The organism is Ruminiclostridium cellobioparum subsp. termitidis CT1112, assembly GCF_000350485.1.
Taxonomy (GTDB): Bacteria; Bacillota; Clostridia; order Acetivibrionales; family DSM-1351; genus Ruminiclostridium; species Ruminiclostridium termitidis.
Genome location: NZ_AORV01000060.1, coordinates 1 through 23,890, shown reverse-complemented (window position 1 = coordinate 23,890; position 23,890 = coordinate 1). Strand labels below are relative to the sequence as shown.

Here is a 23,890-nt window from a genome sequence, read left to right as displayed (position 1 = left end):
ATATATAAAGGACGAAAATATGGGCAAATTACTTGATGATGCCAGATTAATAGCAAGCCGGGACCCTGCCGCCAAAAGTACCCTGGAGGTAATACTGCTTTACCCGGGCTTTCACGCGCTGGTTTATCACAGGGTGGCACACTGGTTTTACAGGAAGAAACGATTCTTCACAGCCAGATTTATATCGCAGTTTGCACGTCACTTTACAGGAATTGAAATCCATCCCGGTGCAAAAATAGGCAAAGGCCTGTTTATTGACCATGGTATGGGTGTTGTAATTGGTGAATCGGCCGAGATTGGTGACTATTGTACTATTTATCACGGAGTGACCCTGGGGGGAACAGGCAAGGATAAGGGAGCAAAGCGCCATCCCACTGTGGGGAACAATGTCCTAATAGGTGCGGGCGCCAAAGTTCTGGGGCCCTTTAAAATCGGGGACAATTCGACCATTGGTGCCAATACCTTTGTGTCCTTTGAGGTTGAACCCTACTCAACCGTAGTCGGAGTTAAGGGGAGAACCGTCAAGAAAGGCAACAGGAGAGTTATCAGTCCTTCCGAATCGCTGGATCAGATACATATGCCAGACCCGATTTCACAGGAAATCTGCAGACTGGAAAGTAGAATTCAGCATGTGGAGCGGCAGTGTTTCAAATCCGGGGATGAAGGTTCGCACGCGGATATGAAGGCAAGGGAAGGGAAAGAAAGCAGGCACAGTGACAATAAGCATGAAAAATAAGCATAGATAAAAATATAAAAAGCTGCTGTAACAGAAATTTTTATTACCGCGTGTATAACACGGGATGGAGGGCAAGGATGAAGGTTTATAATACACTGTCAAGAAAAAAGGAAGAGTTTAAGCCAATAAATGATAAAGAGGTAAGAATATATTCATGCGGTCCTACCGTATATAATTTTGCCCATATCGGCAATCTGAGAACCTACGTGTTCATGGATATATTAAGAAGAGTTCTGGAATATAACGGTTATTCCCTGAAGCATGTAATGAATATAACAGATGTGGGCCACCTGGTATCCGATGAGGATGACGGAGAAGACAAAATGCTGAAGGGAGCCCGTGAACAGAAAAAAACCCCCTGGGAAATAGCAGAGCACTATACAGACGTGTTTATGAAGGACATTAAGGCTCTCAATGTGGAGATTCCTGAAATTGTACCGAAGGCAACCGAGCACATACCCGAAATGCTGGAGTTTGTCAATGGCCTTGTAGACAAGGGTTTTGGCTATGAGACCAGCGACGGCATATATTTTGACATACAGAAATTTGAGGGATACGGAAAGCTTTCCAGGGCAAACCTTGAGGATCAGATAGCCGGTGCCAGGGTGGAGGTCAATGAAGAAAAACATCACCCAGCTGATTTCGCCCTTTGGAAGAAGGCTCCAAAAGAGCATATCATGCAGTGGCCAAGCCAGTGGGGAATGGGATATCCGGGCTGGCATATAGAGTGCTCCGCAATGGGCAGAAAATATCTGGGTGATATTTTTGATATTCACACCGGCGGAGTGGACCATATCCCGGTACACCATGAAAATGAATTGGCACAGTCGGAGGCACTGCTGGGCAAGCCTGCGGTCAACTACTGGATGCACGGTGAGTTTATGATGGTCAATAACGGAAAGATGTCCAAGAGCCTGGGCAATACCTATACCATTGATGATCTGGAAAAGAAGGGCTTTGACCCGCTGGCATTCAGATATATGTGCCTGAATGCACACTACAGGAACAAGCTCAATTTCACCTGGGAGGTTATGCAGTCGGCCCAGGTATCCTATGACAGGTTTGTTGAAGGAGCGCTGGCACACAAGGACGGCAAAGAGCAGGTTGATGCGGCCGTAATGGATGAATTCCTCCGTGAATTTGAAGAAGCGGTAAATGATGACCTGAACATACCCAAAGCCCTGGGAATAGCCTGGAATGCCGTAAGATACGGCAAGAAATCGCCGCAGATATTTGAGCTTCTGACCAGAATGAATAAAATCTTCGGTTTTGATTTAAGCAAAAAGAAAATCCAGGACAACGGCCCGGAAATAAGTCCCGAGGTTCAAAAGCTGGTGGACGAAAGGCAGCAGGCCAGAGCCGAGAAAAACTGGAAGCGTTCCGACGAAATCAGGGATGAGCTGAAAGCCATGGGAATTGTTGTGGAGGATACGGCAGCAGGACCAAAGGTTAGGTTTTTGTAAGGGAATGCAGGTGTAATAGTAATAGTCTATATAATATAAAATGAACAAATCATAGGACTTAAACAAACCGGTGCTTTAAACGGATTTGTTTAAGTCCTTGTTGTAAAACGCGGCAGCTTTGATTTTTTGATTCAAAGCCGCCGCTTGACCGTACTTTCTAAATTTGACCGCAAAGTATCATCTGCAAAATGACGGCTTTTTCATATACCATCATGGACAGCAAAGTTCTTATCGAAAGAAAAAATAGTAGATACCGATTAAAATTACAATGGTTCCAAATAACGCCAATGGCCAAAGCCATTTAAACTGACCTTTATCTTTTGTCCGGATTTTATACATTTTCAGTGCTAATTTATCAGAATCATCTTGCAATTCATTTTTAAGCATTAAATCTATTACATCTTGCTCCGTTTCCTCATTAGCACTTGCCCCAATTGGAATATCGATTTCTTCATTAAGTAAAAAATCAGCAGAAACATCGAATATTTTTGTTAACTGGATAATATTTTCTGTATCTGGTATAGACTCACCCAATTCCCATTTAGAAATTGCTTGTCTGGAAACTGTGACTTCTGACGCTAATTGCTCTTGCGACAAACCTTTAGTTTTTCTGAGATATAGTAATTTTTCACCTAACGTCATAAGAAACCCTCCCTTCTTCAATTACCTAATCTTAGCATCTACGTTAGTTGCAATCCACCAAATGAAACTGGAATATATGCAACTCCACGTTGCAACACATGGAAACAGTGTATTTCTCTATCTATGATTACATTCTGCGGCTACATTTTTCACAATGATGGTGTGCTTATTTGCTGTCTTTTGCGATAACATATTTTAGGCTATTCATATGCAAAACATTTTTGTCTGTTGGCTGTCAATATCACTATTTTTCGCGCAATTGACGCTTGCTTCCTTATGCACCCTGCGCATTATTTGCCGGGATATGCCGCGGAAAATATTGTTAATGTATGCTATTTCCATAAAAGTAAAAGTAATGTATAATGTTAAATTAACATGTTATGCTAATTGGTTAACCGGTATTATAACATTAAACGCAGCTTGATTTAGGAGGGCAAACATGAATATTGCAATATGTGACCGTATTCTGCTAGACAGGGATATTTTATCCTGTTATATAAGAAAGTATTGCTCCGAACGATCCTGGGATTGCCGCATTGATGTATATGGCAGCTGTGAGGAATTGCTTCGGGAATTTTCGGCCAATTCCTATCAGATGGTATTCATAGATCTGTACCATTCCGGGCTGGAGAATATGGAAGGGGCTAAAAAAATCCGCTCAATTGATACCGGGGCTATCCTGGTCTTAATTACCGATATGGAAACAAATTTTCAGGAAGGTTATGAGCTGGGGATCAGAAATTATCTTGTCAAACCTCTGGAAGAGGGCAGTGTAAGATCCTGCCTGAGGCGTTCCTCAAAATATATTTTTAACCGCAGTCTGGAGGTTTTATCCGAGAAAACCCGTGTAAAAGTGCCTCAGCAGGACATTAGGTATATTGAAAACCTTAACGGCACCAGCATCATACACACCGAAAATTACCTCATAAAGACCGGCTCGAGCCTGGATGAGCTGGAAAAGCAGCTGGAGAGCAGCAAATTCATAAGATGTCATCCGGGTTACCTGGTAAATATTGATTCGATATCTAAAATTAACATCAAATCCTTTGGAATAAAAAACGGCAGGGAGATACCCATACTTCTGCCTGACAGGGAAAAGGTGCTGGAAAGGTACTTCTCCACCAGGCTAGTAGTCTGTAACACCTGAATTCATATATTGCCGGCGGGTTAAATGAAAATAAGTCAACGCAGAAAACAGGAATGAAATAATCCAATAGCATGAAGTTTATTTTCCTCATATTATGAAATTATCATATAAAAAATCAAACGGGAAGGTGGATTTCATTGAACAAGCTTCAGGAGTTTTTAGCAATAGTCAATTCCAAAATCGGGGCAGGGTATGTTTACGGAGGCCAGAACGGAGAGCCGTTGACCGGTGAGGCACTGGCAAAGCTGGTCAATACCTTCGGAAAATCAAAGTACTATTATAGTAACTATTCGGCGGAAAAGTGGATAGGCTATCAATATTTCGACTGCTCAGGGCTGATCGTATATACACTGCGAAGAATGGGTTTAATACCCATGATTGCAGATTATTCGGCCCAGAGCATTTTTTCGGTTTTATGCAGCCCTGTAAGCAAAGGCCAGCTCAGACCGGGCGACATATGTTTTAGAAACACCGACACCAACGGAATAGTACATTGCGGCATTTATACGGGGAATGACAGGATAACCCATGCAAGAGGAACTTTCTACGGTGTTGTCAACACCCAGCTGTTTGATTCCTTCAATACCTTCGGCAGGCTGAAATATTTCACGGGGGAGTACAACGATACCAAAATAACCTTTGAACAGTCGGTTAAGACCGTGCCTGCCGATATCAATATTTATGACCTGCCTGATGAGGCCTCTGCGGTTGTCACAAAACTGCAGGCCGGCGGCACGGCAAATATTGAGGCGGTTTTGAGCGGAAACTGGTATTTGGTGAGATTAACCGGTAAAATGGGGTATATAAAACTTAAGACACTTGCCGATAATGACGACCTTAAAAAGGCCCTGGAATTCATAAGCCAGAAGTCGGGAATTGACAAGATTTACTGGTATAATCAGGCCATGAATACCAAGTGGCTGGATGTGTGCTTCATAAGGATAGCGGAGGGCTTTGGAGGGTTGAAAAAGTAAAGGGCCATCCATTTGCCGCTTGAAGAGGGCTATGTTATAATAGTGGTCTGTAGCACCTGAAAATCATATATTGCCGGCGGTTAAATTTCCCGGGACGTCGCCATAGTTAGTTGGAATAAGCAATTATTCCGCCCTACTATGCATGGTCTTGAGAAAAGTTTTCCTGCCGTACAATATGCGTTTTGGATGTTACCGACTATATAAGGGCTGAAAATACATTAAGGCAAAGCTTTAAATTTATATATGAATTTATAATATCAGTGGGGGAGAAACGTATGATAAAGCTTATTTCATGGAACGTAAACGGCCTCAGGGCATGTATGGATAAAGGGTTTTTAGATTTTTTCAGGCAAACTGATGCCGATATATTCTGCCTGCAGGAAACCAAGCTGCAGCAGGGTCAAATAGAGCTGGAGCTTGAGGGCTATCACCAGTTCTGGAATTATGCGGAGAAAAAAGGCTATTCCGGCACGGCGGTATTTACTAAAATCGAACCTGTAGCCTCCTCCTGCGGCATCGGCATCCAGGAGCATGACAATGAGGGCCGCGTAATCACTCTGGAATTCGAGACTTTTTATCTTGTGAATGTGTATACTCCAAATTCCAAAAGAGAGCTTGAAAGGCTTGACTACAGAATGAAGTGGGAGGACGATTTCAGAACATATCTCAAGCAGCTGGAGCAAAAGAAGCCTGTGATCCTGTGCGGGGACCTCAATGTGGCCCACCGGGAGATCGATTTGAAGAATCCCAAAACAAACAGGACAAATGCGGGTTTTACCGACCAGGAGAGGGAGAAGTTTTCCCAGCTGCTTGACAATGGTTTTGTGGATACTTTCAGAACTATTTATCCCGACAGGACCGACGCATATACCTGGTGGTCTTACATGTTCAAGGCCAGAGAAAAGAATTCCGGATGGAGAATCGACTATTTCTGCGTCTCTGAGTGCCTTAAGGACCGGATAAACGATGCATATATCTTTTCGGAAACACTGGGTTCGGATCACTGTCCCGTGGGTTTGGAGATACAAATATAATTTTATATTACCGGTTTTCATATTGTTTGTTTTCATAATAATTTACCCAATTTGGTATGCTAAATTGGGGTTATTTTATTCACAACGTGGATAAGCCTATTTTAAACATATACACAGATTAGTCCACATTATCCACAGAAAACCTGTCCACATTATGAATAAATTGTGGAAAAACATGAGATTATCATTAATATACTGTGCTTTGACTTGGATTATACCTGAATAGCTGTGGATAAGTTACAGGGCTTCCAATAAAAATATAAATAAAATATAAATAAAATGTAAATAAAAAGTAAATAGAAAATATATATGAGAAGGTATGTTTTCTCAATACAAATTTGTTTTAACTGAAATAACTTTGGTGTATAATAAGCATTAGTCATCAGGAACAGAACCGGACTAACCGGCCGGTGTTTTTGGTGTCCCTGGATACCGGAATTTGAAAAATCAGTTTGGAGATAATAATGTTTGAAGATATTATTGGCAATATGCGCGGGGATTTTGATATTAAACCCATTGAAGTGATGAATCTGCAGCCTCTTGTTCTTGCATATATCGGAGATGCCATTTATGAAGCTTATGTCCGTACAATGCTTGTTGTAAATAAAAAGACAAATGTAAACATGCTTCATAAAATGTCGGTGAAGTTCGTAAAAGCCAAAGCACAGTCCGACACCGTAAAACGTATTATGGACAGGCTCACTGCCGAAGAGCAGGATGTGGTCAGGAGAGGGCGGAATGCAAAATCCGCAACAGTGCCAAAGCATGCTGAAGTGACTGACTACAGGTATTCTACAGGGTATGAAGCTCTTGTAGGCTATCTGTATCTTACAAAACAAACTGGGAGACTGATGGATATATTGAGGATGTCGGTGGAAGACGGCAGTCAGGAGTAATTTGTCAGGAAATAACCTGACTTTGACACAATTGTAACTTTATTCTCATTTATATTTTATTATATTATATCGCTGCATGGCAGCGGAATGGAGATTATATGGCAGGGGAAAGAAGATCGGGAAACGGTATGCGCGGAGATAGAAAAGGCTCATTCAGCGACAGGAGAAGCTCTGGATTTGAAGCTGATAAAAGGAGTTCCTTCGGAGATAAAAGAGCATCAAAGCCGAATAAGTTTGACGGCAGCAGAAAAGGACCCCGTCAAGAGAAAAAATCAGGCGGGACTGCTCCTGAGAAGCGTATGCCGAGAGAGCCTAAATTGGATGCAGAGGTTCAGGAGGAACAGCTTGGAGACAATGACAAGCTTGAAGGCAGAAATTCTATTTTGGAGGCTTTGAGGGCCAACAGGACCATAAATAAATTATTTGTAATAAAAGGCGAGCGTGAAGGCTCCATCCGTCAGATCGTGGCCATGGCCAGAGAAAAAGGCATAATAGTGACTGAAGTGGAGAAAAGTGCCCTGGACAGTATGTCGAGCTCCAGATCCCATCAGGGTGTTATTGCCTTTGTGGCAGTTAAGGAATATGTGGAGGTTGACGATATATTACAGCTTGCGCAGGAAAAAGGGCAGCCTCCCTTTATTATAATTCTGGATGAAATCGCTGATCCCCACAATTTCGGGGCAATCCTCAGAACAGCTAATGCGGTGGGTGCCCACGGCGTAATCATTCCAAAAAGAAGAGCCATAGGCCTGACCTCAGCAGTTTCAAAGGCATCAGCAGGGGCAGTGGAATATGTTCCGGTATCAAGAGTCACAAATATTGCCCAGACGATAGAATACCTGAAAAAAAACAATGTCTGGGTTGTGGGCACTGATGCCACAGGTGAAAAGGCGTTTTATGAAAGTGATCTGAAGGGTCCCCTGGCGCTGGTCGTGGGCAGTGAGGGAGAGGGAATGGGCAAGCTCATTCGTGAAAAGTGTGATTTTGTTGTGAATATCCCTATGCAGGGTGAAATAAGCTCATTAAATGCTTCAGTTGCAGCCGCAATTGTTATGTACGAGATATTGAAGCAAAGGGGAAGGTCATAGGTAGCATGGAAAAGATTAAATAACATAAATATCACCTTAAGGATCAGGTTTTTATTATTTAGTCATTCCATGAATACTGACTGTATGGGGTCAATGGAGTATCTGGTTATAGATGGTTATAATGTTATAAATCAATGGACCGACCTTTTTGATTTAAAAAAAGATTCCCTGGAGGACTGCAGAGACAGGCTTCTCAATATGCTTTCCAACTATCAGGGTTACAAGGATATTGAAATAATAGTGGTTTTTGACGCTTATATGCAAAAAGGCGGTCCCAATAGGGTTCAGGATTTTGATAAACTCAAGGTCGTATATACAAAAGAAGGTGAAACGGCCGACAGCTTTATTGAAAGGTTTGTTTACCTGCATGGAAGGTCCAATCTGGTAAAGGTTGTAACCTCCGATTTCATGGAACAGATCATTACAATGTCTTCGGGCGGAATAAGGGTGTCTCCCAGAGAATTCAGGATGGAAATTCAGACCGATCTGAAGGCTGCCGACGAGAGCGGATACAAACACAAGCATCCGATAAAAAGTAATGAAATTATGTCAAAGGTGTCACCCGACATATATGAAAAACTTGATAAGATCCGTAAGGGAAAGTAAAGCTTGACATAATCGGGGTAGTCCCATATAATTTAGTGTGAGTGTCTATCTCTATTTTTACCATTCTTTAATTAGCCGAAAAGTGGGGGCAACTGCATTGAAAACTAACGTAAGGGCTGAGGTCTATCAGACGTATACCGGAATGATAGATGAGGATGTAATACAAGAGGCAAAGGCTGGTAGTGAAAAAGCGCTGGAGTATCTTATCAACAAGTACAAGAGCTTTGTTCGGGCAAAGGCCAGAACATATTTTCTCATTGGAGCTGACCGCGAAGATATTATACAAGAAGGCATGATTGGATTGTTTAAGGCAATCAGAGACTATAAAGGGGACAAGCTGTCATCCTTCAGAGCCTTTGCGGAGCTTTGTATAACACGCCAGATTATTACTGCCATCAAAACGGCTACGAGACAAAAGCACATTCCCCTTAATTCCTATGTTTCATTAAACAAGCCAATTTTCGATGAAGAATCCGACAGAACCCTGATGGATGTCATCAGTGAGGAAAACATCAGCGATCCTGAAGAGCTTGTTATAAACAGGGAAGAGTTTTTGGGAATTGAAAACAAGATGGGTGAGATACTGAGTTCCCTTGAGTGGGAGGTTCTGACTTCCTACCTGGAAGGCAAATCCTATCAGGAGATTGCCGAGGACCTGGACAGGCATGTAAAATCAATTGATAATGCGCTACAGCGAGTAAAACGTAAATTGGAGAAATATCTTGAAGAACAGAAAGCATAATCGTCAAAAACAGGCTTAAATGCTACTGGACGGAGGCAAGGCAAACATGCTATAATTCTCTAGTCCATTAGCCCTGCTACATAGAGTGCGGGTGTAGTTCAATGGCAGAACATCAGCTTCCCAAGCTGATTGCGTGGGTTCGATTCCCATCACCCGCTCCAAAAAAACTTAAAGGTTTGATAAGCAAGTTCCTAACGTAATATAAAAATTTTTAGGAATCGAACCCGAGAGGGCTCGAACGGCAGACAGAGTCTGCACAAAAGGGTCTGAACGACCGTTTTGTAGTGAGAGTAGGAGCCCGGCACCGTGAGTAAAACGAATGGTGGGCGACGTCACAAGCACGAGAAGCGTGCGTGATTCCCATCACCCGCTCCAGTAATAAAACCAGGAAGGGCTCCAACAGTGGACAAGCCCATACAGAAAGTGGACTACACCACAAAACTTAATAGCTGCTCCCATAGCTCAGTTGGCAGAGCGCATCCATGGTAAGGATGAGGTCTCCAGTTCGAATCTGGATGGGAGCTCCAAAAGAACAGGATATCGGTATAACCGGTATCCTGTTCTTTTGGTTTTCAAATGGTAGCGATATGAAATTTGAACCATGCCGCATAGGGAATTCATACAAAGGACCTTCAATATAGCGATGTTTCCGAAGCAAAACTTCTATTGCAAGAGGTTAGCAAATTGCTGGAAGCATTTTCTTAGAGCTTAAATTTCGACTACTGAATACTGTTGCGGCTTTGCCTCGGTATGTATCTCTCACGGTTTAGTTATTGGGCAGGTAAAAACAGAAGAAAAAGTACAAAATAACAGCTATTCAGGGTTATAAGTCATGTGATTTATAAGGGTTGTATTGCAACACTAGGTGCCAGGTTAGGTAAAGCTTTTCATAATATTTTTTGACTACTGCAATTTCAGAAAAACCATTATGGCCCGTCTATTAGTATCGTCGTAATAGTCCTTGTCAGGACTGATGCTTTATTAACTATAGGATTGCTGCTGTCTTACCTCTTATTTCTTCTGCGGTCAGATAGGTAGGCGGTGTAACTTGTAGTAGGAAATGGTGTTTTTGCGTAACCCCATCTTTATAAGAAGATATTTGATGAAATGTATGGGCATAATCCGCAAAGCAAGGCGTACTCATATATGATGAGTACATTTAGACCTTGGATGAATGTATTTATGAGTCTTATGATAAAGGAATTAATATTCAACGATAAAATTATCTGTTATAATTGGGATTCATAGAAGGCTCATATTTTCCGTTACATTACTGTCTAAATGACTCCAAAAAAATAGTTGGGAACAATTTTGCTTCATTAATTTGCTGAGCGAATACTTGGAGATTAAATTGTAAATATGGAGGTAATAATGAACTCAATTATTAATTATTTCAAAGAAAAAAGAAGGTTATTTTTATCATGGCTGCTTTCATATGTGATCATTATAATTATAGCATTACTTATAAGCTCTATAGCATATATTCAAGCTGTCAGAGTAATAGAATCTGAGATTAATGATTCACATGTTACTATGTTAAATCAACTTAAACAGACTGTAGATACAAAGCTCAATGATATTGAAAAGATTCTGAAAACAATTATGTTGGATAAAAACATTAATAAGCAGAACGATGAAATCATTGATCCGATATATAACATTTCTATGCTGGATGCCATAAGCACAATTAAAACCTGTGAGATTTCAAACAGCTTTATAGATGATATATTTATATATTATCCAAACAGGAATATGGTCGTATCGGGGAACGGGACATGCGGATATTTGGAATATTTTGATATATACTATAAGGGCAAAATAACGGATAAGACTGCATGGATTAACTTTTTGAAGAAGAAGCACGTAAAGGAATTTTGCCCGATGTCATCTTTAAACACTGAGAACCCCAATATGGGTGGGATAGTATTTCTGCAATCAATTTCCTACGACAATTATACAAAAGACTATGCAACACTTGGAATTGTTCTAAACAATAAGTTTCTTGAACAATCACTGAGTAGTTTCAATGGAATTCCAGAGGGCAATTCCGTTATTGTTAACAGCAAAAACGAATTAGTAGCAGCCTTAAAGAAGAAGATTAATTTTGATGTTACAGATTTTAAAATAGAAGACAGTCATGGTATTAAAAGTTATAAAAATGGTAAATCTAAATTTGAATTAGTATATATCAATTCTGATATTGTGGATTGGCGATATATAACCATAATACCGCGAGCAGTATTTGCCAAGAAAGCCAGGGATGTAATCAATGTAATGCTGCTATGCACTTTATTGTGCTTGGTTGGCGGGTTTATTGCAGCTTTTATATTTGCCGGAAGAAACTATAATCCAATTGATAATATTATGCAAATTTTCTTAAAGACAGGTAAATTTAAATTTGACAAGAGGCTGAGTGAATTTAAAATGATTGAGAACTCTATGTTGAATATAATAGATGAAAATAAGAGTATTGTCTTGACACTAGAGCAGCAGAAATCAGTCTTGAAAAGCAATTTCCTGAACAGGTTGGTGAAGGGTTATATAAAGGATAGCGTAGCTCTTGATGATATATTCAATACATATGGCATTGAATTCAAAGGTAAAGATTTTATACTGATAATGTTCGAACTGGAAGGATTAGGAGTAATTTACTCTCCAAATGGTAGTAGAAATGAGGAAAATGCTATTGAACTTGCTCATTTCGTCATTGAAAATATAATGGAAGAATTAATAAATAAAGAATATGACTGTTTGTTTTTTGAGGTAGACCAAGCCATGGTATGCTTGGTAAATTCGGAGAAGTTGAGCGGTGACAATCAGGATAACATTAAAAACATTATTATCAACGGAAAAAATATTATTATGGATAAATTCAGCATACAGTTTACATGTTCTTTCAGCAGCATGCATTCTACATTGGAGGGTATACCGGATGCGTACAGGGAATGCCTTGAAGCGGCAGAATACAAGTTGGTTATAGGAAGCAATAATATAATTCGCTACAGTGATATACATGTTTTTGAAAGTAATAGTTTTTCGAATGCATATTCTATTGAAGTTCAACAGCAGTTTATTAATTGCATCCGGGCTGGCGACTTTATCCAGGCAAAACAGGTGATGAACCGGATTTTTGAAAAAAACTTTGTAAATTCCAATATTTCATTAGATATGGCTAGATGTCTTATGTTTGCTATTATTAATACCATGTTAAATACCATAAATGATATATATACGGTAGTAGATAATAAGTTCCTTGAAAATCTGAACCCTGTCCATAAGCTGATTCAATGTAAAACAGTGTATGAAATGAAAGAACAGATGGATAGCATTCTTTTGAAAATAGAGGACTACAATGATACGAAGAAAAAAGGGACCAGTTCAAGTAAAATTAAGGATATTATGGCATACATTGAGGAGCACTATTATGACCACAACTTAAGCGTATCTTCTGTAGCTTCGGAGTTTGATTTAAATCCTGTATACCTTTCCAGATTTTTCAAAGAACAGACAGGCGAAGGGGTACTGAATACCATTAATAAAATCAGAATGGAGAAAGCAAAAGTCTTTCTGAAAGATATTGAGTTAAATATTAAGAACATATCGGAAATGGTAGGCTTTTTGAACAGTACGGTCTTTATACGTACATTCAAGAAATATGAAGGCATAACTCCGGGAAAATACCGTGAGTTAAGCAATATCGAGTATAATAGTTAGATTTTGTTGATGGTGCAAAAAGTGATGATTGACGAAATTCTCTCCCCGGCTTCAATGCATGTAAAGCTTTGAAAAATGCTTTAAAAGGTACATGCAATTGGAGCCGGGTTTATTTTAGATGATTCTGATTAAAGTGATGATTTACAGATGTGTATTTTGTTCATATACTTCTTAGTGGGTACCCGAAACCAGCATAAAGAAATACTTATATCATATGGAGGTAGTAAAATGAAGAGAAATTGGTTTAGAGTTTATTCTTTAATTTTAGTAGCAACAATGATTATTCCTCTTGCCGCTTGTGGAAGCAACACGAAACAAAATACAGAGGTAACAACCAGTACAGTCGCAGGCAGTACCACCAATAATTCAGCAAGCGGAGATTCATCCTGGGATAAGTTTAAAGGTACAACACTAACTTACTGGGTTGAATTTAATTCATCTTACATTCAATCATTGGAAGAAAACCATGTAATGCAGGAAATTGAAAAGAGAACCGGCATAAAGATAAACTACACAATAATACCTTCATCTCAAGTGAAAGAGACCTTTAATTTAATGATAGCTTCGGGAGATTACCCTGACTTAATTAGTGATAAGGAATACAAAGGTGGAGGCCTGCAGGCAGTAAAAGATGGCGTGTACTTGAAATTGAATGATTATATCACAAAATATGCTCCAAACTATACGGCAGTAATGGCATCAAACCCTGATATTGCCAGACAATCCAAGGAAGATGACGGTACTATCTGGAGTTTCAAAATCCTCCAATCATCTGATGAGCCTTCATGGGCAGGTCCGGTTATCAGAAAGGATTATCTTGATGAACTGGGCCTTAAGATGCCTGAAACAATTGACGACTGGCATACTGCTCTGACAGCGTTCAAAGATAAGAAAAAAGTAGATATACCTATGTTGCTGCCATATACAAAGTTTAACTCATCTGAAGTTTTTGCCGGTACTTATGGAGCTTCTACTTCGCAGTTCCTTAATAAAGACGGTAAAGTTGTTTATGGACCAACTGAACCTGGTTATAAGGATTTCCTTACATTGATGAATCAGTGGTATAAGGAAGGACTTATTGACAAGGATTTTGCAACACGTGATGATAAAAGCCTGGATGCTCAGATTACTTCAGGAAAGGCTGGTTCCTGTGCGATTGCTTTCTACGGTAGTTTTGCTCCATATGAATTAGCTGCAAAGGCTACAAATTCAAAATATGACCTTGCACCTGCTTCATATCCGGTAATAAATAAAGGTGATGATGTTTCGAAAGTACTGCACATAGGGAATAAGAACTGGAACTCAAAAAATGGCGATGTTGCTATCAGTACAAATTGTAAGAATATCGAAGCAGCTGTAAAGTGGTTAGACTACCGTTACTCTGATGAAGGGTTTATGTTGTTCAACTATGGAGTTGAAGGAGAAGGTTATAATTGGGCTGACGGAGCTTTAGACAATAAATATGGCCCTGAGTTCTTCCCAAAGGGATTGCAGGAAAAGATAAAGACAAAGCATCCGGAATTTACCGAATTGCTGACAAAGAATCCTGATGGTGTTGATTTCGATACTGCAAAAGACAAGTATAAGGGCTATTATATTGCTCAATTGAGAAATCCACTGGCCAATGTAATGTCCAATGCAGTATATGATGCAATGGATGTATGGAGTAAACCTGGTAAGGACTATATGTTCCCTCCTGTCTCAAAAACTGCGGAAGAGGCTCAAGTGGAATCTGAAATCTACAATCAAGTAAATACTTACAAGGATGAAATGACATTTAAATTCATTATGGGAGTAGAGCCTATCAGTAATTTTGACAAATATGTATCACAAGTTAAGTCATTAGGTATAGATAAACTTATAAAGGCTAAGCGAGATCAACTTGACAGGTATTTAAAGAGATAATCCTTCCCAAGGTTTACAATGCATATACCTTGGATTATGCAGGAAGGATATCTATATGGGTATCCTTTCTGCATAGTTACTATTAAATTGAGAGAGGATGGTTTCTTTTGAAGGAAACAACACGGCATATTAAAAGAAGTATTATTTCGTCAGACATAAAAAGAAACAAATATATATATTTAATGGTTCTAGCGGTTGTAGTATGGTATGTTATCTTCTGTTATGTACCTATGTATGGAACCGTGATTGCTTTTAAGAAATATTCTGTAGGGCTTGGTATTTTCAAAAGTTCATGGGTTGGAATCGATAACTTTACAGCATTCTTTAGAGATGTTAATAGCTGGCGTATTATAAAAAATACTTTACTGATTAGCATATATGATATCCTATGGGGGTTCCCTGCTCCAATTATACTTGCATTGCTTCTTAATGAAGTTAAAAATAAATTTTTCAAAAGGACAGTACAAACTTTAACTTATCTGCCTTATTTTATATCAACGGTTGTTGTATGCGGAATTATTGTTGATTTTACATCTTCGAGTGGCCTCATTAATCAGTTGATTTCCAGTTTCGGTTTTGAAAAAACTAATCTATTAAGCCAAAGCGGACTGTTTAGAACAATATTCATTAGCACCAACATCTGGCAGAGTATAGGCTGGAATAGCATAATATACTTGGCCGCATTATCAAATATTGATCCTGGACTGTATGAAGCGGCAGTAATGGACGGAGCTGGAAAATGGAAGCAACTGATTCATGTTACATTACCCGGTTTGACATCCACTATAATGGTCCTCCTTATACTTAGAATGGGTTCAATTATGAGTATAGGATTTGAAAAGATCATCTTGCTTTACAATCCACTTACATACGAAACTGCAGATGTTATATCGTCATATGTGTATAGAAGAGGTCTTTTGAATGCAGATTACAGTTACAGTACTGCAATTGGCCTGTTTAATTCGGTAATAAATCTCTTGTTTCTTGTAGGAGCTAATTGGCTTTCCAAAAAATATACAGAAAATAGCTTATGGTAAAGGGAGGACATAATGGTTACTAGAATTACAATTAGTGAAAGAGTATTTAATTTGGTTAATATAGTTTTCTTGTCACTGCTTACTTTGGCATGCATATATCCTCTGTTATACGTTGTTTTTGCTTCCTTAAGCGATCCGGGCCTGCTGATGCAGCATGAGGGTCTGCTGCTTTCACCTCAGGGATTTACATTAAAAGGGTATTCTTTGGTGTTGAAAAATCCCAATATAGGGATTGGGTTTTATAATACGGTTTTTTATGTTGTGGTAGGAACTTTTATCAGCATGATTCTGACTTGTTTTGGTGCATATGCACTATCAAGGAGACAGGTTTACTTTGCAAAGCCTATATTGATTGTAATAACAATAACAATGTTCTTTAGTGGAGGTCTTATTCCATTTTACCTGACGGTCAAGGGTTTAGGACTATATAATTCTTACTGGGCTGTTATTCTTCCGAGTGCCATTAATACATGGAACTTGATTGTCATGAGAACTTCCTTCATGGAGCTTCCTGCCAGTTTAGAAGAATCTGCAAGGATTGATGGGGCCAATGATTTTACCATCCTTTTTCGGATAATAATTCCATTATCAAAAGCAATAATTGCAGTAATGGTATTATTCTACGCTATAGGGATGTGGAATTCTTGGTTTAACGCTGCTATATTTCTCAACGACCGAAAGTATTATCCTATCCAGTTAGTCCTTAGGGAAATACTGATTCAAGGTGACAAAGGAAACATGCTGCAGGTAATGAATGGAGTCAGTGCTCAGTCTGAAAGCATGTATCGCCAGCTCGTACAATACACGACAATTGTTATTGCAACTGTACCAATTCTATTTGTGTACCCATTTTTGCAAAAATATTTTGTGAAGGGTGTAATAGTAGGTTCTCTGAAAGGCTAGTAAAAATAGAAGTCTGATACGTATTTTTATGAGATGAATTTGCCGGCTGGACATAAAAGTATGTGTTTCTGGAGGTATAAACAAGGCAAATAGGGGGTTATAGAAATTATGGAAACAATTATTGATAAGAAAGTTCAGCAGAATGGAATGGCGTTAGGCGGAATTGGAACAGGAACGGTAGAAATCAATCAGAATGGCGCATTGACAGATTGGCATATATTCAACTTAGGTAAGTGGGCAAGTCCGGACCCAAAGAAACAGATAAATAATTTATATGATTACGAAAAGAACGTGATGCCCTTTTATATTAGAACAAAGCAGGGAAATGATTTGCCGAAAATAAGAAAATTATCTCATGACAAAGATAAAGGTGAATTTCGTTCATTGATGTATTCATGGCATAAGGATGTAAAGGAAATACACTATAAGGCGTCTTTTCCTTTTTGTAATCTAAGTTATATCGATGAAAGCCTTCCTGTTAAAATCTACTCCGAATTTTGTTCTCCTTTTATTCCGTTAGATTCAAGGTTGAGTGGAACACCTGGCTTCTTTGTAACTTTTTTTGTAGAAAACGTCACTAGTCAGGAGGTTGAGGTTTCATTACTGGGAAAACTAAAAAATCCAATTAACAGAGGGTTAAAAAATCGTCTGTTAAGAAATATAGTTCGTAAAAGTCATGATCATATTAACTTAATAATGAAAAGTGATAAGAATGATTTAGATCGACAAACTGGCAGTTTGAGCTTTTCTGTTGCAGGGGGAGAAACAAGTTTTATTCAGAGTGATTTCTCACAATATTTTGCAAATTATGTACTAAACAGTGATTATGGAGTTTCGGAAGAATCCTATCTTTTTGACTTCAGAGACAGTGGCGGTTTACCAAACTTGGGCTGTGAGACCTTACCGGAATTTATTCTGAATTTAAAAGACGAACAGCTGGATGTTTTTAATGATGTGCAATTAGAAGATATCATGGTACAAATACTTAATATAGCCAGTGTAAACCATCCATACCAACGTATACTTAATATCAATCAAAATACTCTTTCTGATCGAATAGAAAAAATTAATTTTATACGTATGATTAAAAAGCATATGAATACGATGTTAACGGATGAGGAAGGACAAGAAGCATGGGGAGATGCTGCATTGTGTTCAAGAATTACATTAAGTCCGGGCGAAAAAAAGAAAGTTCAATTTATTGTTTCCTGGTACTTTCCAAATCATTTCAGCGATTGTGATCGTTTTGTGGGACATATGTATGCCAATTGGTTCAAGGATGCCGAAGAAGTCAATGATTTTATGTATGATAATTCGAACGATATTTTAAATAAAGTTAAAGGATTTTCTAATGAATTAAGTTATACCGATACCAATATTTCTTTTGTGAATAATTGGACTAACCAGTTAAATACGCTAATTAAATGTTCCTGGTGGTCCGAACAAGGGGACTTTGCACTTTGGGAGGGTTATGGCAGCTGCGGCTTTCATACAATTGATATTACGTATCAAGGTTCATTTAACATTTTAGCGCTATTTCCGGACCTGCAACTCAGACAGATGGAGATGGGAACAAAGTTTCAAAGAAAAGATGGCAGAGTTCATCACTTTTTTACCCCTGACTTTTGCTCAGTGGACGATGGTTTTGATCGAGTGGATATGAATCCGCAATTTGTTCTTCTGGTTTGCCGCGATTATCTTTGGACCGGTAACATTGAGTATTTAAAAAGATTATGGAACCATGTGGTAAAGGCTATGGAAAGCATAGAAAAACTGGACAGTAATGGTGACTGCCTGCCTGATACCGAGACGAAAAGAAATACCTACGATGCATGGAATTTTAAAGGTACTCCTTCATACATATCCAGTTTGTGGTTAGCGGCGGTGCTTGCGGCTTCACGTATGGCAGATGATTTGGGTGAACATAGGCTTAAATTAAAATGGCAGGATATATTGGAGAAGGGTAAGGAAAATTTTATAAAAAAATTGTGGAATAAGGAGTATTTTAGCTTGTGGGAGGACAATGAAACAAGAGATGAGTGCTGCATGGCAGATCAGATTGATGGACAATGGTATGCACAACTTTTAGGATTAGGGAATTTCATCCCTGAGCAACTTATCCACGATGCCTTGAAATCTATATTTAAATACAATTATCACCCAGAGACAGGACTGATAAATGCTGTTTATCCAAAACATGCCAAACCAACCCCATACACCTATAACAATGTTCAGGCATTAGCTAATTGGTCGGGTATAGAGTTTGCCTTTGCTTCGACATTACTGGAAAATGGTATGGTTGAAGAAGCAATTGAGTTATCTGAGAACAGTGACCAAAGACATTTCTTAGCAGGAAGAATTTTTAATCATGAAGAATGCGGCGATCATTATTACAGAGCAATGTCAAGCTGGTCACTTTTATTATCTGTGACAGGCTTTAAATTGGATACCCCCAAGGGTATAGTAATGTTTGTTCCACCGGTTGAAAGCATTAAAGCACCCTGGTTTTCTCCTTCAGGATTTGGTCATTTTATGAAACAACCTGAATCATTTGAACTGGAATGTACAAATGGTGAAATTGGCTTTAATAAACTCCTTCTCAATATGATAACATGTATTAAACAAGTGTTGATTAATGGTGAAATTGTAAAATTTAAAATAATTAAAGATTCTAATCGAATGAATATAATCTTTGAAAAAAATATTGTACTTAAACCTAAAATGGTATTAAGAATCCTATAAATTTCATAGGATTTTTGGAAAAATTGGAAGAGGTGCCAGATTAAGCGAGAGGAATGATTATATTAATGAATGAAGTACAAATCAATCGTATGTTATTAAAGCTTGTTCGCTTGGAACAAACACTTGAACCATATATTTTTACTCCCATTGCTGAAGTGAAAATGAAACGATATGAGACGTTGCAGCAATATCATAGCATCCCCCGGGATGAAAGCCTTTTTACTGAGACACAAAAGGGAGATGTCTGGGGCGGAGAGGGAGTTTATTGCTGGTTTAAGGCAAAAGTCAATATCCCGGAAGAGTTTAAAGGTGAGAGTATTTATATTAAGCCTGAAGTTGGCGGATATGAGGCTATGCTGTGGGTGAATGGGATTCCTTCCGGTACTTTTGCAACAAAAATAGTACAAACCGGACATGGTAACCACTATTGTGATCTACTGGTGAAAGGGGCTTGTCCGGAAGAGAGTGTTGACGTTGCTATAGAATTTTATGCCGGCCACTATATTATTGGGACACAACCTTTCGAAACAATTCCGGAAAGTGATTTCCGTAATAAATATAATAGAGTTTCTCTTTGCATCAAGAATCAGGATATTGCTGATTTTATCTTTGACTTGCATACACTGAACCAGATGGCAGAAAAGTTAGATCCGTTGAGTTTCCGACGTGCCGACATTATTAATTGCTTAATAGAGGTACATAAAATTGTCTATTATGCTGTTGAGGATGTGGATACGGAAACCTGGCATTCTGCTCTTTTAAAAGCAAGAGAAATAATGAAACCGATGTTGAACGCAAAAAATGCCGAGTCGGCACCGACAGCAGGTATTGTAGGTCATTCCCATATGGATACTGCATGGCTTTGGCAGATATCCGAGACTATAAAGAAATGTGCCAGAACTTTCTCTAATGAAATAAGCCTCATGAATCAGTATCCGGAATATCGTTTTATTCAGAGCTCATCTTATCACACAGAAATGATCCGCCTCCATTATCCTGAATTATTTGAAAAAATCAGGGAGAAAGTTGCGGAAGGCCGGTATGAACCAAATGGGGCTGTATGGGTGGAATGTGACTGCAACATAACATCTGGAGAATCCATGATACGCCAGTTCCTATGGGGGCAAAAATATACACAGAAATATTTCGATTATACCTCCAATTGTTTTTGGCTGCCTGACACCTTCGGCTACAGTGCCGCAATTCCCCAGATTATGAAAGGGTGCAGGGTAGACTATTTCCTCACAACAAAGATGACCTGGAATGATACAAACAGGTTCCCCTATGAAACTTTTTACTGGAAGGGAATAGACGGAACTGAGGTATTTACGCACTTTAATACTTCTCATTGCTGGCCGGATCCAAAGACACTTATAGAACAGCTGGATGGTAGAGGAAGCAGTAACTTTATACGAAACAAAGATGTAGCAAAGAGCCGCCTTATTGCTTATGGCTATGGGGATGGAGGCGGGGGACCGCAGTTTGAGATGATAGAAATGGCGAAACGAGTGAAAGACCTGGATGGCTGCCCGAAAGCAGAACATGTAAATGTTGGCGGGTTCATGGTGAATTTGGAAAATGAAGCAGTAAATCCTCCTACATACAAGGGGGAGCTTTATTTGGAATTACACCGTGGTACCTTAACAAACCAACATACAATTAAACGCAATAACCGCCATGCCGAAATAGCTTTGCACAATCTGGAATTTTTGACGGTACAAAAGTCGGTTGCCAAAAATATTGTTGCTGAAGACACAGATATCAGGCCATTGATGGAAACTCTTCTGGTTAACCAGTTCCATGATATCCTGCCAGGTACTTGTATAGCTAAGGCACATGATACCTGCTTCAGTCAGATGAAGGAACTGCTTGAAAAGGCACAGGAACTTATTGAAAAAACAACCTGCACGATACCGGATGAAAATGCAGTAACAGTGTTTAATACATTGGGCTTTGACAGGGATGAAATAATTTATATAGATGGCTGCCAAAACAAGGTGCCTACAGATAAAAATTTAATTACTCAGCGTATTTGTAATATTTCAGGACAGGAACAGCTTTGTATAGCAAACCTCCATCTTCCTTCAATGGGAGGGAATGTGCTCAAATTTGAGGAAGCCGGTTTGATAACAGATACTGCAGAGTCGGCTTTTACTTATAAAGAGAATATATTGACTACGCCATTCGCTAAAATTACATTTACGGAAGCTGGAACAATCAGCTCTTTCATCGACACGCGCGTAAACCGTGAACTCTGCGGAAATGGTGAACCACTTAACACCTTCTTAATAGCTGAAGATGTACCAGCATCATGGGATAATTGGGATATTGATGCAGACTGCCAGATGAAGTTTGAAGCGAGTGCAAAATTGGTTGAGCGTGAAATAATATCGAATGGCAGAATTCAATTTAGAATCCGCAATACCTATAATATTTCAGAGAAGTCATCAGTGAAACAGGATATGATATTTTACTCCACAACTCCAAGAGTTGACTTTGAGACTATTATAGACTGGAAAGATAGGCACCGTTTCTTAAAGGTAGATTTTAATACTACTGTTATGAGCAATATCTCAAGGCATGAAATCCAATTCGGCCATTGCCAAAAGCCAACCACTCGAAATAATAGTATTGAGCAGGCAATGTTTGAGGTACTGAACCATAAGTTTACCGACCTTTCAGAAACCAGATATGGTGTAGCTTTGCTTAACGATTGTAAATATGGTATATCTGTTGAAGGATCGGATATGCGTTTATCTCTGCATAAGGGAGGGTGCAGGCCTGATCCGAGAGGAGATGCGGGAGTACATGAATGCGTATATTCATTTCTGCCCCATATTGGAGATTTTAGTGCCGAGAACGTTGTTATACCTGCCTACAGCCTTAATTATAAACCAATCGTTATGCAGGGGAGAGAGGAATATAAATCCTTTGCCAAAGTTGATAGTAACAATATTATTATTGAAACTGTCAAGCCTTGCGAGGAAAATCAAAAGGCATATATAATGAGGTTGTATGAAGCAGAAGGCACATTTACAAATGTAAAGGTCAGCCTAGGGACGGCACCTAGTGCGGTTGATATAACTAACATGTTGGAAGAAGAGTTGGAATCTCTATCAGCAGAAAAAGAAATTGATCTTTCCTTCAGTCCGTTTGAAATAAAGACGATAAAGGTAAGCTATTAAAATGTATTTTTGAAATGTCCTAATGAAAAGATGAGAGAAAAGAGAGATTATTATGGACATTTTTTTGAAATAACTACGTTTAGAGCGATATTTAAAGCCTAAAAAATAAAAATAATCACGAGGTGAAAATGCAATCTAAGAATCTTATCATTTTTCTTGATTCAGGGGACAACATTATTGAACTCATATAGAAAAAAATATGTTGGATTGTTGTCAGATGCTTGCGTTGAAGCGGTTGCACCAAGTATATAGATAGAGGAGACTGCCAGAAATATTATGAGTGCATCCAATGCTAAAGCAAAAAATTCATTACATCTGGCATGTGCAGTTCATGCAGAGTGTGATTGTTTTATTACTTGTGATGATAGATTTATAAGAACTATAAAAGCGAATATAGCTAAGCTGGAAAATGCTATTGGAAATATAAAAATAATGAACCCGATGATTTCCTAAGGGAGGAGATGAAAATAGATGCTATCGAGTGAAAATTATAAATTAAGTGATAAAGAAATAATAGAAAAGGGCTCCAGAGCTTTAATTAAGGAGTTGGGTTATTCCGGTTTCTTGAGGTATATAAGAAATTTTGAAGAAGGACATGGGGAAGACTACCTAAATGTTCAGAATGATATCTATAAAGACATGAGCTTGGATGAAATATTTGAAAAACTAAGCCCAATCACAATCATAAAACAATATTAAAATTACTGTTTTTATTTTTTAATACTGCCATCTGGGTTATACTTCTGCTTTATAAATTCAATATAATCTTCAACCTGCTTTATGGCTTCATCAGGCAGACCGGAAATATCAAGATTGTGATTGGGTTTAGTTTCAGTTTTATTATCTATCACATTTCTGTTATCAGTATGTCCGAGAAGATAATCGATAGAAACACAGAAATAATCTGCAAATTTTTTCTTTAAGTCATCACTAGGAGTTCGGTAATTGGTAACATATCCAGAAACAGTAGTGGGCGATAAATTAAATAATTCAGCAAATGTCTTTTGATCAATACCTTTTTCGTCAATTAAAGATCTTAATCGTTCACCTAAAGTCATTAAAACACCTCAAACCAA

Annotated in this window: 19 protein-coding genes and 2 tRNA genes; 19 read left to right on the top strand and 2 right to left on the bottom strand. The window is 38.7% G+C overall.

Annotation, left to right across the window (positions count from 1 at the left end):
- The first annotated feature begins 19 nt into the window (after positions 1 to 19).
- Together epsC and cysS are read left to right on the top strand one after the other, a co-directional pair.
- The gene (epsC, locus tag CTER_RS20860; RefSeq protein ID WP_004629194.1) at positions 20 to 736 is read left to right on the top strand and encodes a serine O-acetyltransferase EpsC; all 717 of its coding nucleotides are present in this window, start codon (positions 20 to 22) and stop codon (positions 734 to 736) included.
- A gap of 77 nt (positions 737 to 813) precedes the next feature.
- A complete protein-coding gene (cysS, locus tag CTER_RS20855; RefSeq protein WP_004629007.1) occupies positions 814 to 2,199 on the top strand; it encodes a cysteine--tRNA ligase in 1,386 nt (461 codons plus the stop codon).
- A gap of 228 nt (positions 2,200 to 2,427) precedes the next feature.
- Here cysS and CTER_RS27780 read toward each other — a convergent pair whose 3' ends face one another.
- On the bottom strand, positions 2,428 to 2,841 hold the full coding sequence (locus CTER_RS27780) for a helix-turn-helix domain-containing protein (RefSeq protein ID WP_004629126.1): 414 nt from the start codon (positions 2,839 to 2,841) through the stop codon (positions 2,428 to 2,430).
- A gap of 439 nt (positions 2,842 to 3,280) precedes the next feature.
- Between CTER_RS27780 and CTER_RS20845 the strand changes: the two genes are divergently transcribed.
- From CTER_RS20845 to CTER_RS20770, 17 genes are all read left to right on the top strand, one after another.
- On the top strand, positions 3,281 to 3,988 hold the full coding sequence (locus CTER_RS20845; RefSeq protein WP_004629042.1) for a LytR/AlgR family response regulator transcription factor: 708 nt from the start codon (positions 3,281 to 3,283) through the stop codon (positions 3,986 to 3,988).
- Between the two features lie 137 nt (positions 3,989 to 4,125).
- Positions 4,126 to 4,962, top strand: coding sequence for an NlpC/P60 family protein (locus CTER_RS20840; RefSeq protein WP_004629160.1), 837 nt, complete (start codon positions 4,126 to 4,128; stop codon positions 4,960 to 4,962).
- A 275-nt stretch (positions 4,963 to 5,237) separates the two neighbouring features.
- Complete coding sequence (locus CTER_RS20835) at positions 5,238 to 5,996, top strand: exodeoxyribonuclease III (protein WP_004629225.1); 759 nt, start codon at positions 5,238 to 5,240, stop codon at positions 5,994 to 5,996.
- Between the two features lie 464 nt (positions 5,997 to 6,460).
- On the top strand, positions 6,461 to 6,892 hold the full coding sequence (locus CTER_RS20830; protein WP_004629120.1) for a Mini-ribonuclease 3: 432 nt from the start codon (positions 6,461 to 6,463) through the stop codon (positions 6,890 to 6,892).
- Between the two features lie 299 nt (positions 6,893 to 7,191).
- A complete protein-coding gene (gene rlmB / locus CTER_RS20825) occupies positions 7,192 to 7,980 on the top strand; it encodes a 23S rRNA (guanosine(2251)-2'-O)-methyltransferase RlmB (RefSeq protein WP_423219209.1) in 789 nt (262 codons plus the stop codon).
- Positions 7,981 to 8,073: 93 nt separating this feature from the next.
- Entirely contained in the window at positions 8,074 to 8,586 is a 513-nt protein-coding gene (locus tag CTER_RS20820; RefSeq protein ID WP_004629156.1) for an NYN domain-containing protein, read from the top strand.
- 97 nt (positions 8,587 to 8,683) lie between these two features.
- Positions 8,684 to 9,328 carry an RNA polymerase sporulation sigma factor SigH gene (sigH, locus tag CTER_RS20815; RefSeq protein WP_004629038.1) on the top strand — a complete coding sequence of 215 codons (645 nt, stop codon included), beginning with the start codon at positions 8,684 to 8,686 and terminating at the stop codon, positions 9,326 to 9,328.
- Between the two features lie 87 nt (positions 9,329 to 9,415).
- Positions 9,416 to 9,489: transfer RNA gene (locus tag CTER_RS20810), tRNA-Gly, on the top strand.
- 290 nt (positions 9,490 to 9,779) lie between these two features.
- Positions 9,780 to 9,855: transfer RNA gene (locus CTER_RS20805), tRNA-Thr, on the top strand.
- A gap of 2,590 nt (positions 9,856 to 12,445) precedes the next feature.
- Entirely contained in the window at positions 12,446 to 13,042 is a 597-nt protein-coding gene (locus CTER_RS29310) for a helix-turn-helix transcriptional regulator (RefSeq protein WP_423219208.1), read from the top strand.
- 228 nt (positions 13,043 to 13,270) lie between these two features.
- The gene (locus CTER_RS20795) at positions 13,271 to 14,947 is read left to right on the top strand and encodes an extracellular solute-binding protein (RefSeq protein WP_004629002.1); all 1,677 of its coding nucleotides are present in this window, start codon (positions 13,271 to 13,273) and stop codon (positions 14,945 to 14,947) included.
- A gap of 107 nt (positions 14,948 to 15,054) precedes the next feature.
- Positions 15,055 to 15,984, top strand: a complete 930-nt coding sequence (locus tag CTER_RS20790; RefSeq protein WP_004629070.1) for an ABC transporter permease — start codon at positions 15,055 to 15,057, stop codon at positions 15,982 to 15,984.
- 12 nt (positions 15,985 to 15,996) lie between these two features.
- Positions 15,997 to 16,887 carry a carbohydrate ABC transporter permease gene (locus CTER_RS20785; RefSeq protein WP_004629201.1) on the top strand — a complete coding sequence of 297 codons (891 nt, stop codon included), beginning with the start codon at positions 15,997 to 15,999 and terminating at the stop codon, positions 16,885 to 16,887.
- A gap of 108 nt (positions 16,888 to 16,995) precedes the next feature.
- Positions 16,996 to 19,629, top strand: a complete 2,634-nt coding sequence (locus tag CTER_RS20780; RefSeq protein ID WP_004629166.1) for a GH116 family glycosyl hydrolase — start codon at positions 16,996 to 16,998, stop codon at positions 19,627 to 19,629.
- A 65-nt stretch (positions 19,630 to 19,694) separates the two neighbouring features.
- The gene (locus tag CTER_RS20775; protein WP_004629055.1) at positions 19,695 to 22,814 is read left to right on the top strand and encodes an alpha-mannosidase; all 3,120 of its coding nucleotides are present in this window, start codon (positions 19,695 to 19,697) and stop codon (positions 22,812 to 22,814) included.
- A 276-nt stretch (positions 22,815 to 23,090) separates the two neighbouring features.
- Positions 23,091 to 23,267, top strand: coding sequence for a type II toxin-antitoxin system VapC family toxin (locus CTER_RS28430; RefSeq protein ID WP_165585974.1), 177 nt, complete (start codon positions 23,091 to 23,093; stop codon positions 23,265 to 23,267).
- Positions 23,268 to 23,285: 18 nt separating this feature from the next.
- The gene (locus tag CTER_RS20770; RefSeq protein ID WP_004629083.1) at positions 23,286 to 23,513 is read left to right on the top strand and encodes a hypothetical protein; all 228 of its coding nucleotides are present in this window, start codon (positions 23,286 to 23,288) and stop codon (positions 23,511 to 23,513) included.
- 11 nt (positions 23,514 to 23,524) lie between these two features.
- Here CTER_RS20770 and CTER_RS20765 read toward each other — a convergent pair whose 3' ends face one another.
- On the bottom strand, positions 23,525 to 23,872 hold the full coding sequence (locus CTER_RS20765) for a helix-turn-helix domain-containing protein (RefSeq protein ID WP_004629221.1): 348 nt from the start codon (positions 23,870 to 23,872) through the stop codon (positions 23,525 to 23,527).
- Positions 23,873 to 23,890: the final 18 nt, after the last annotated feature.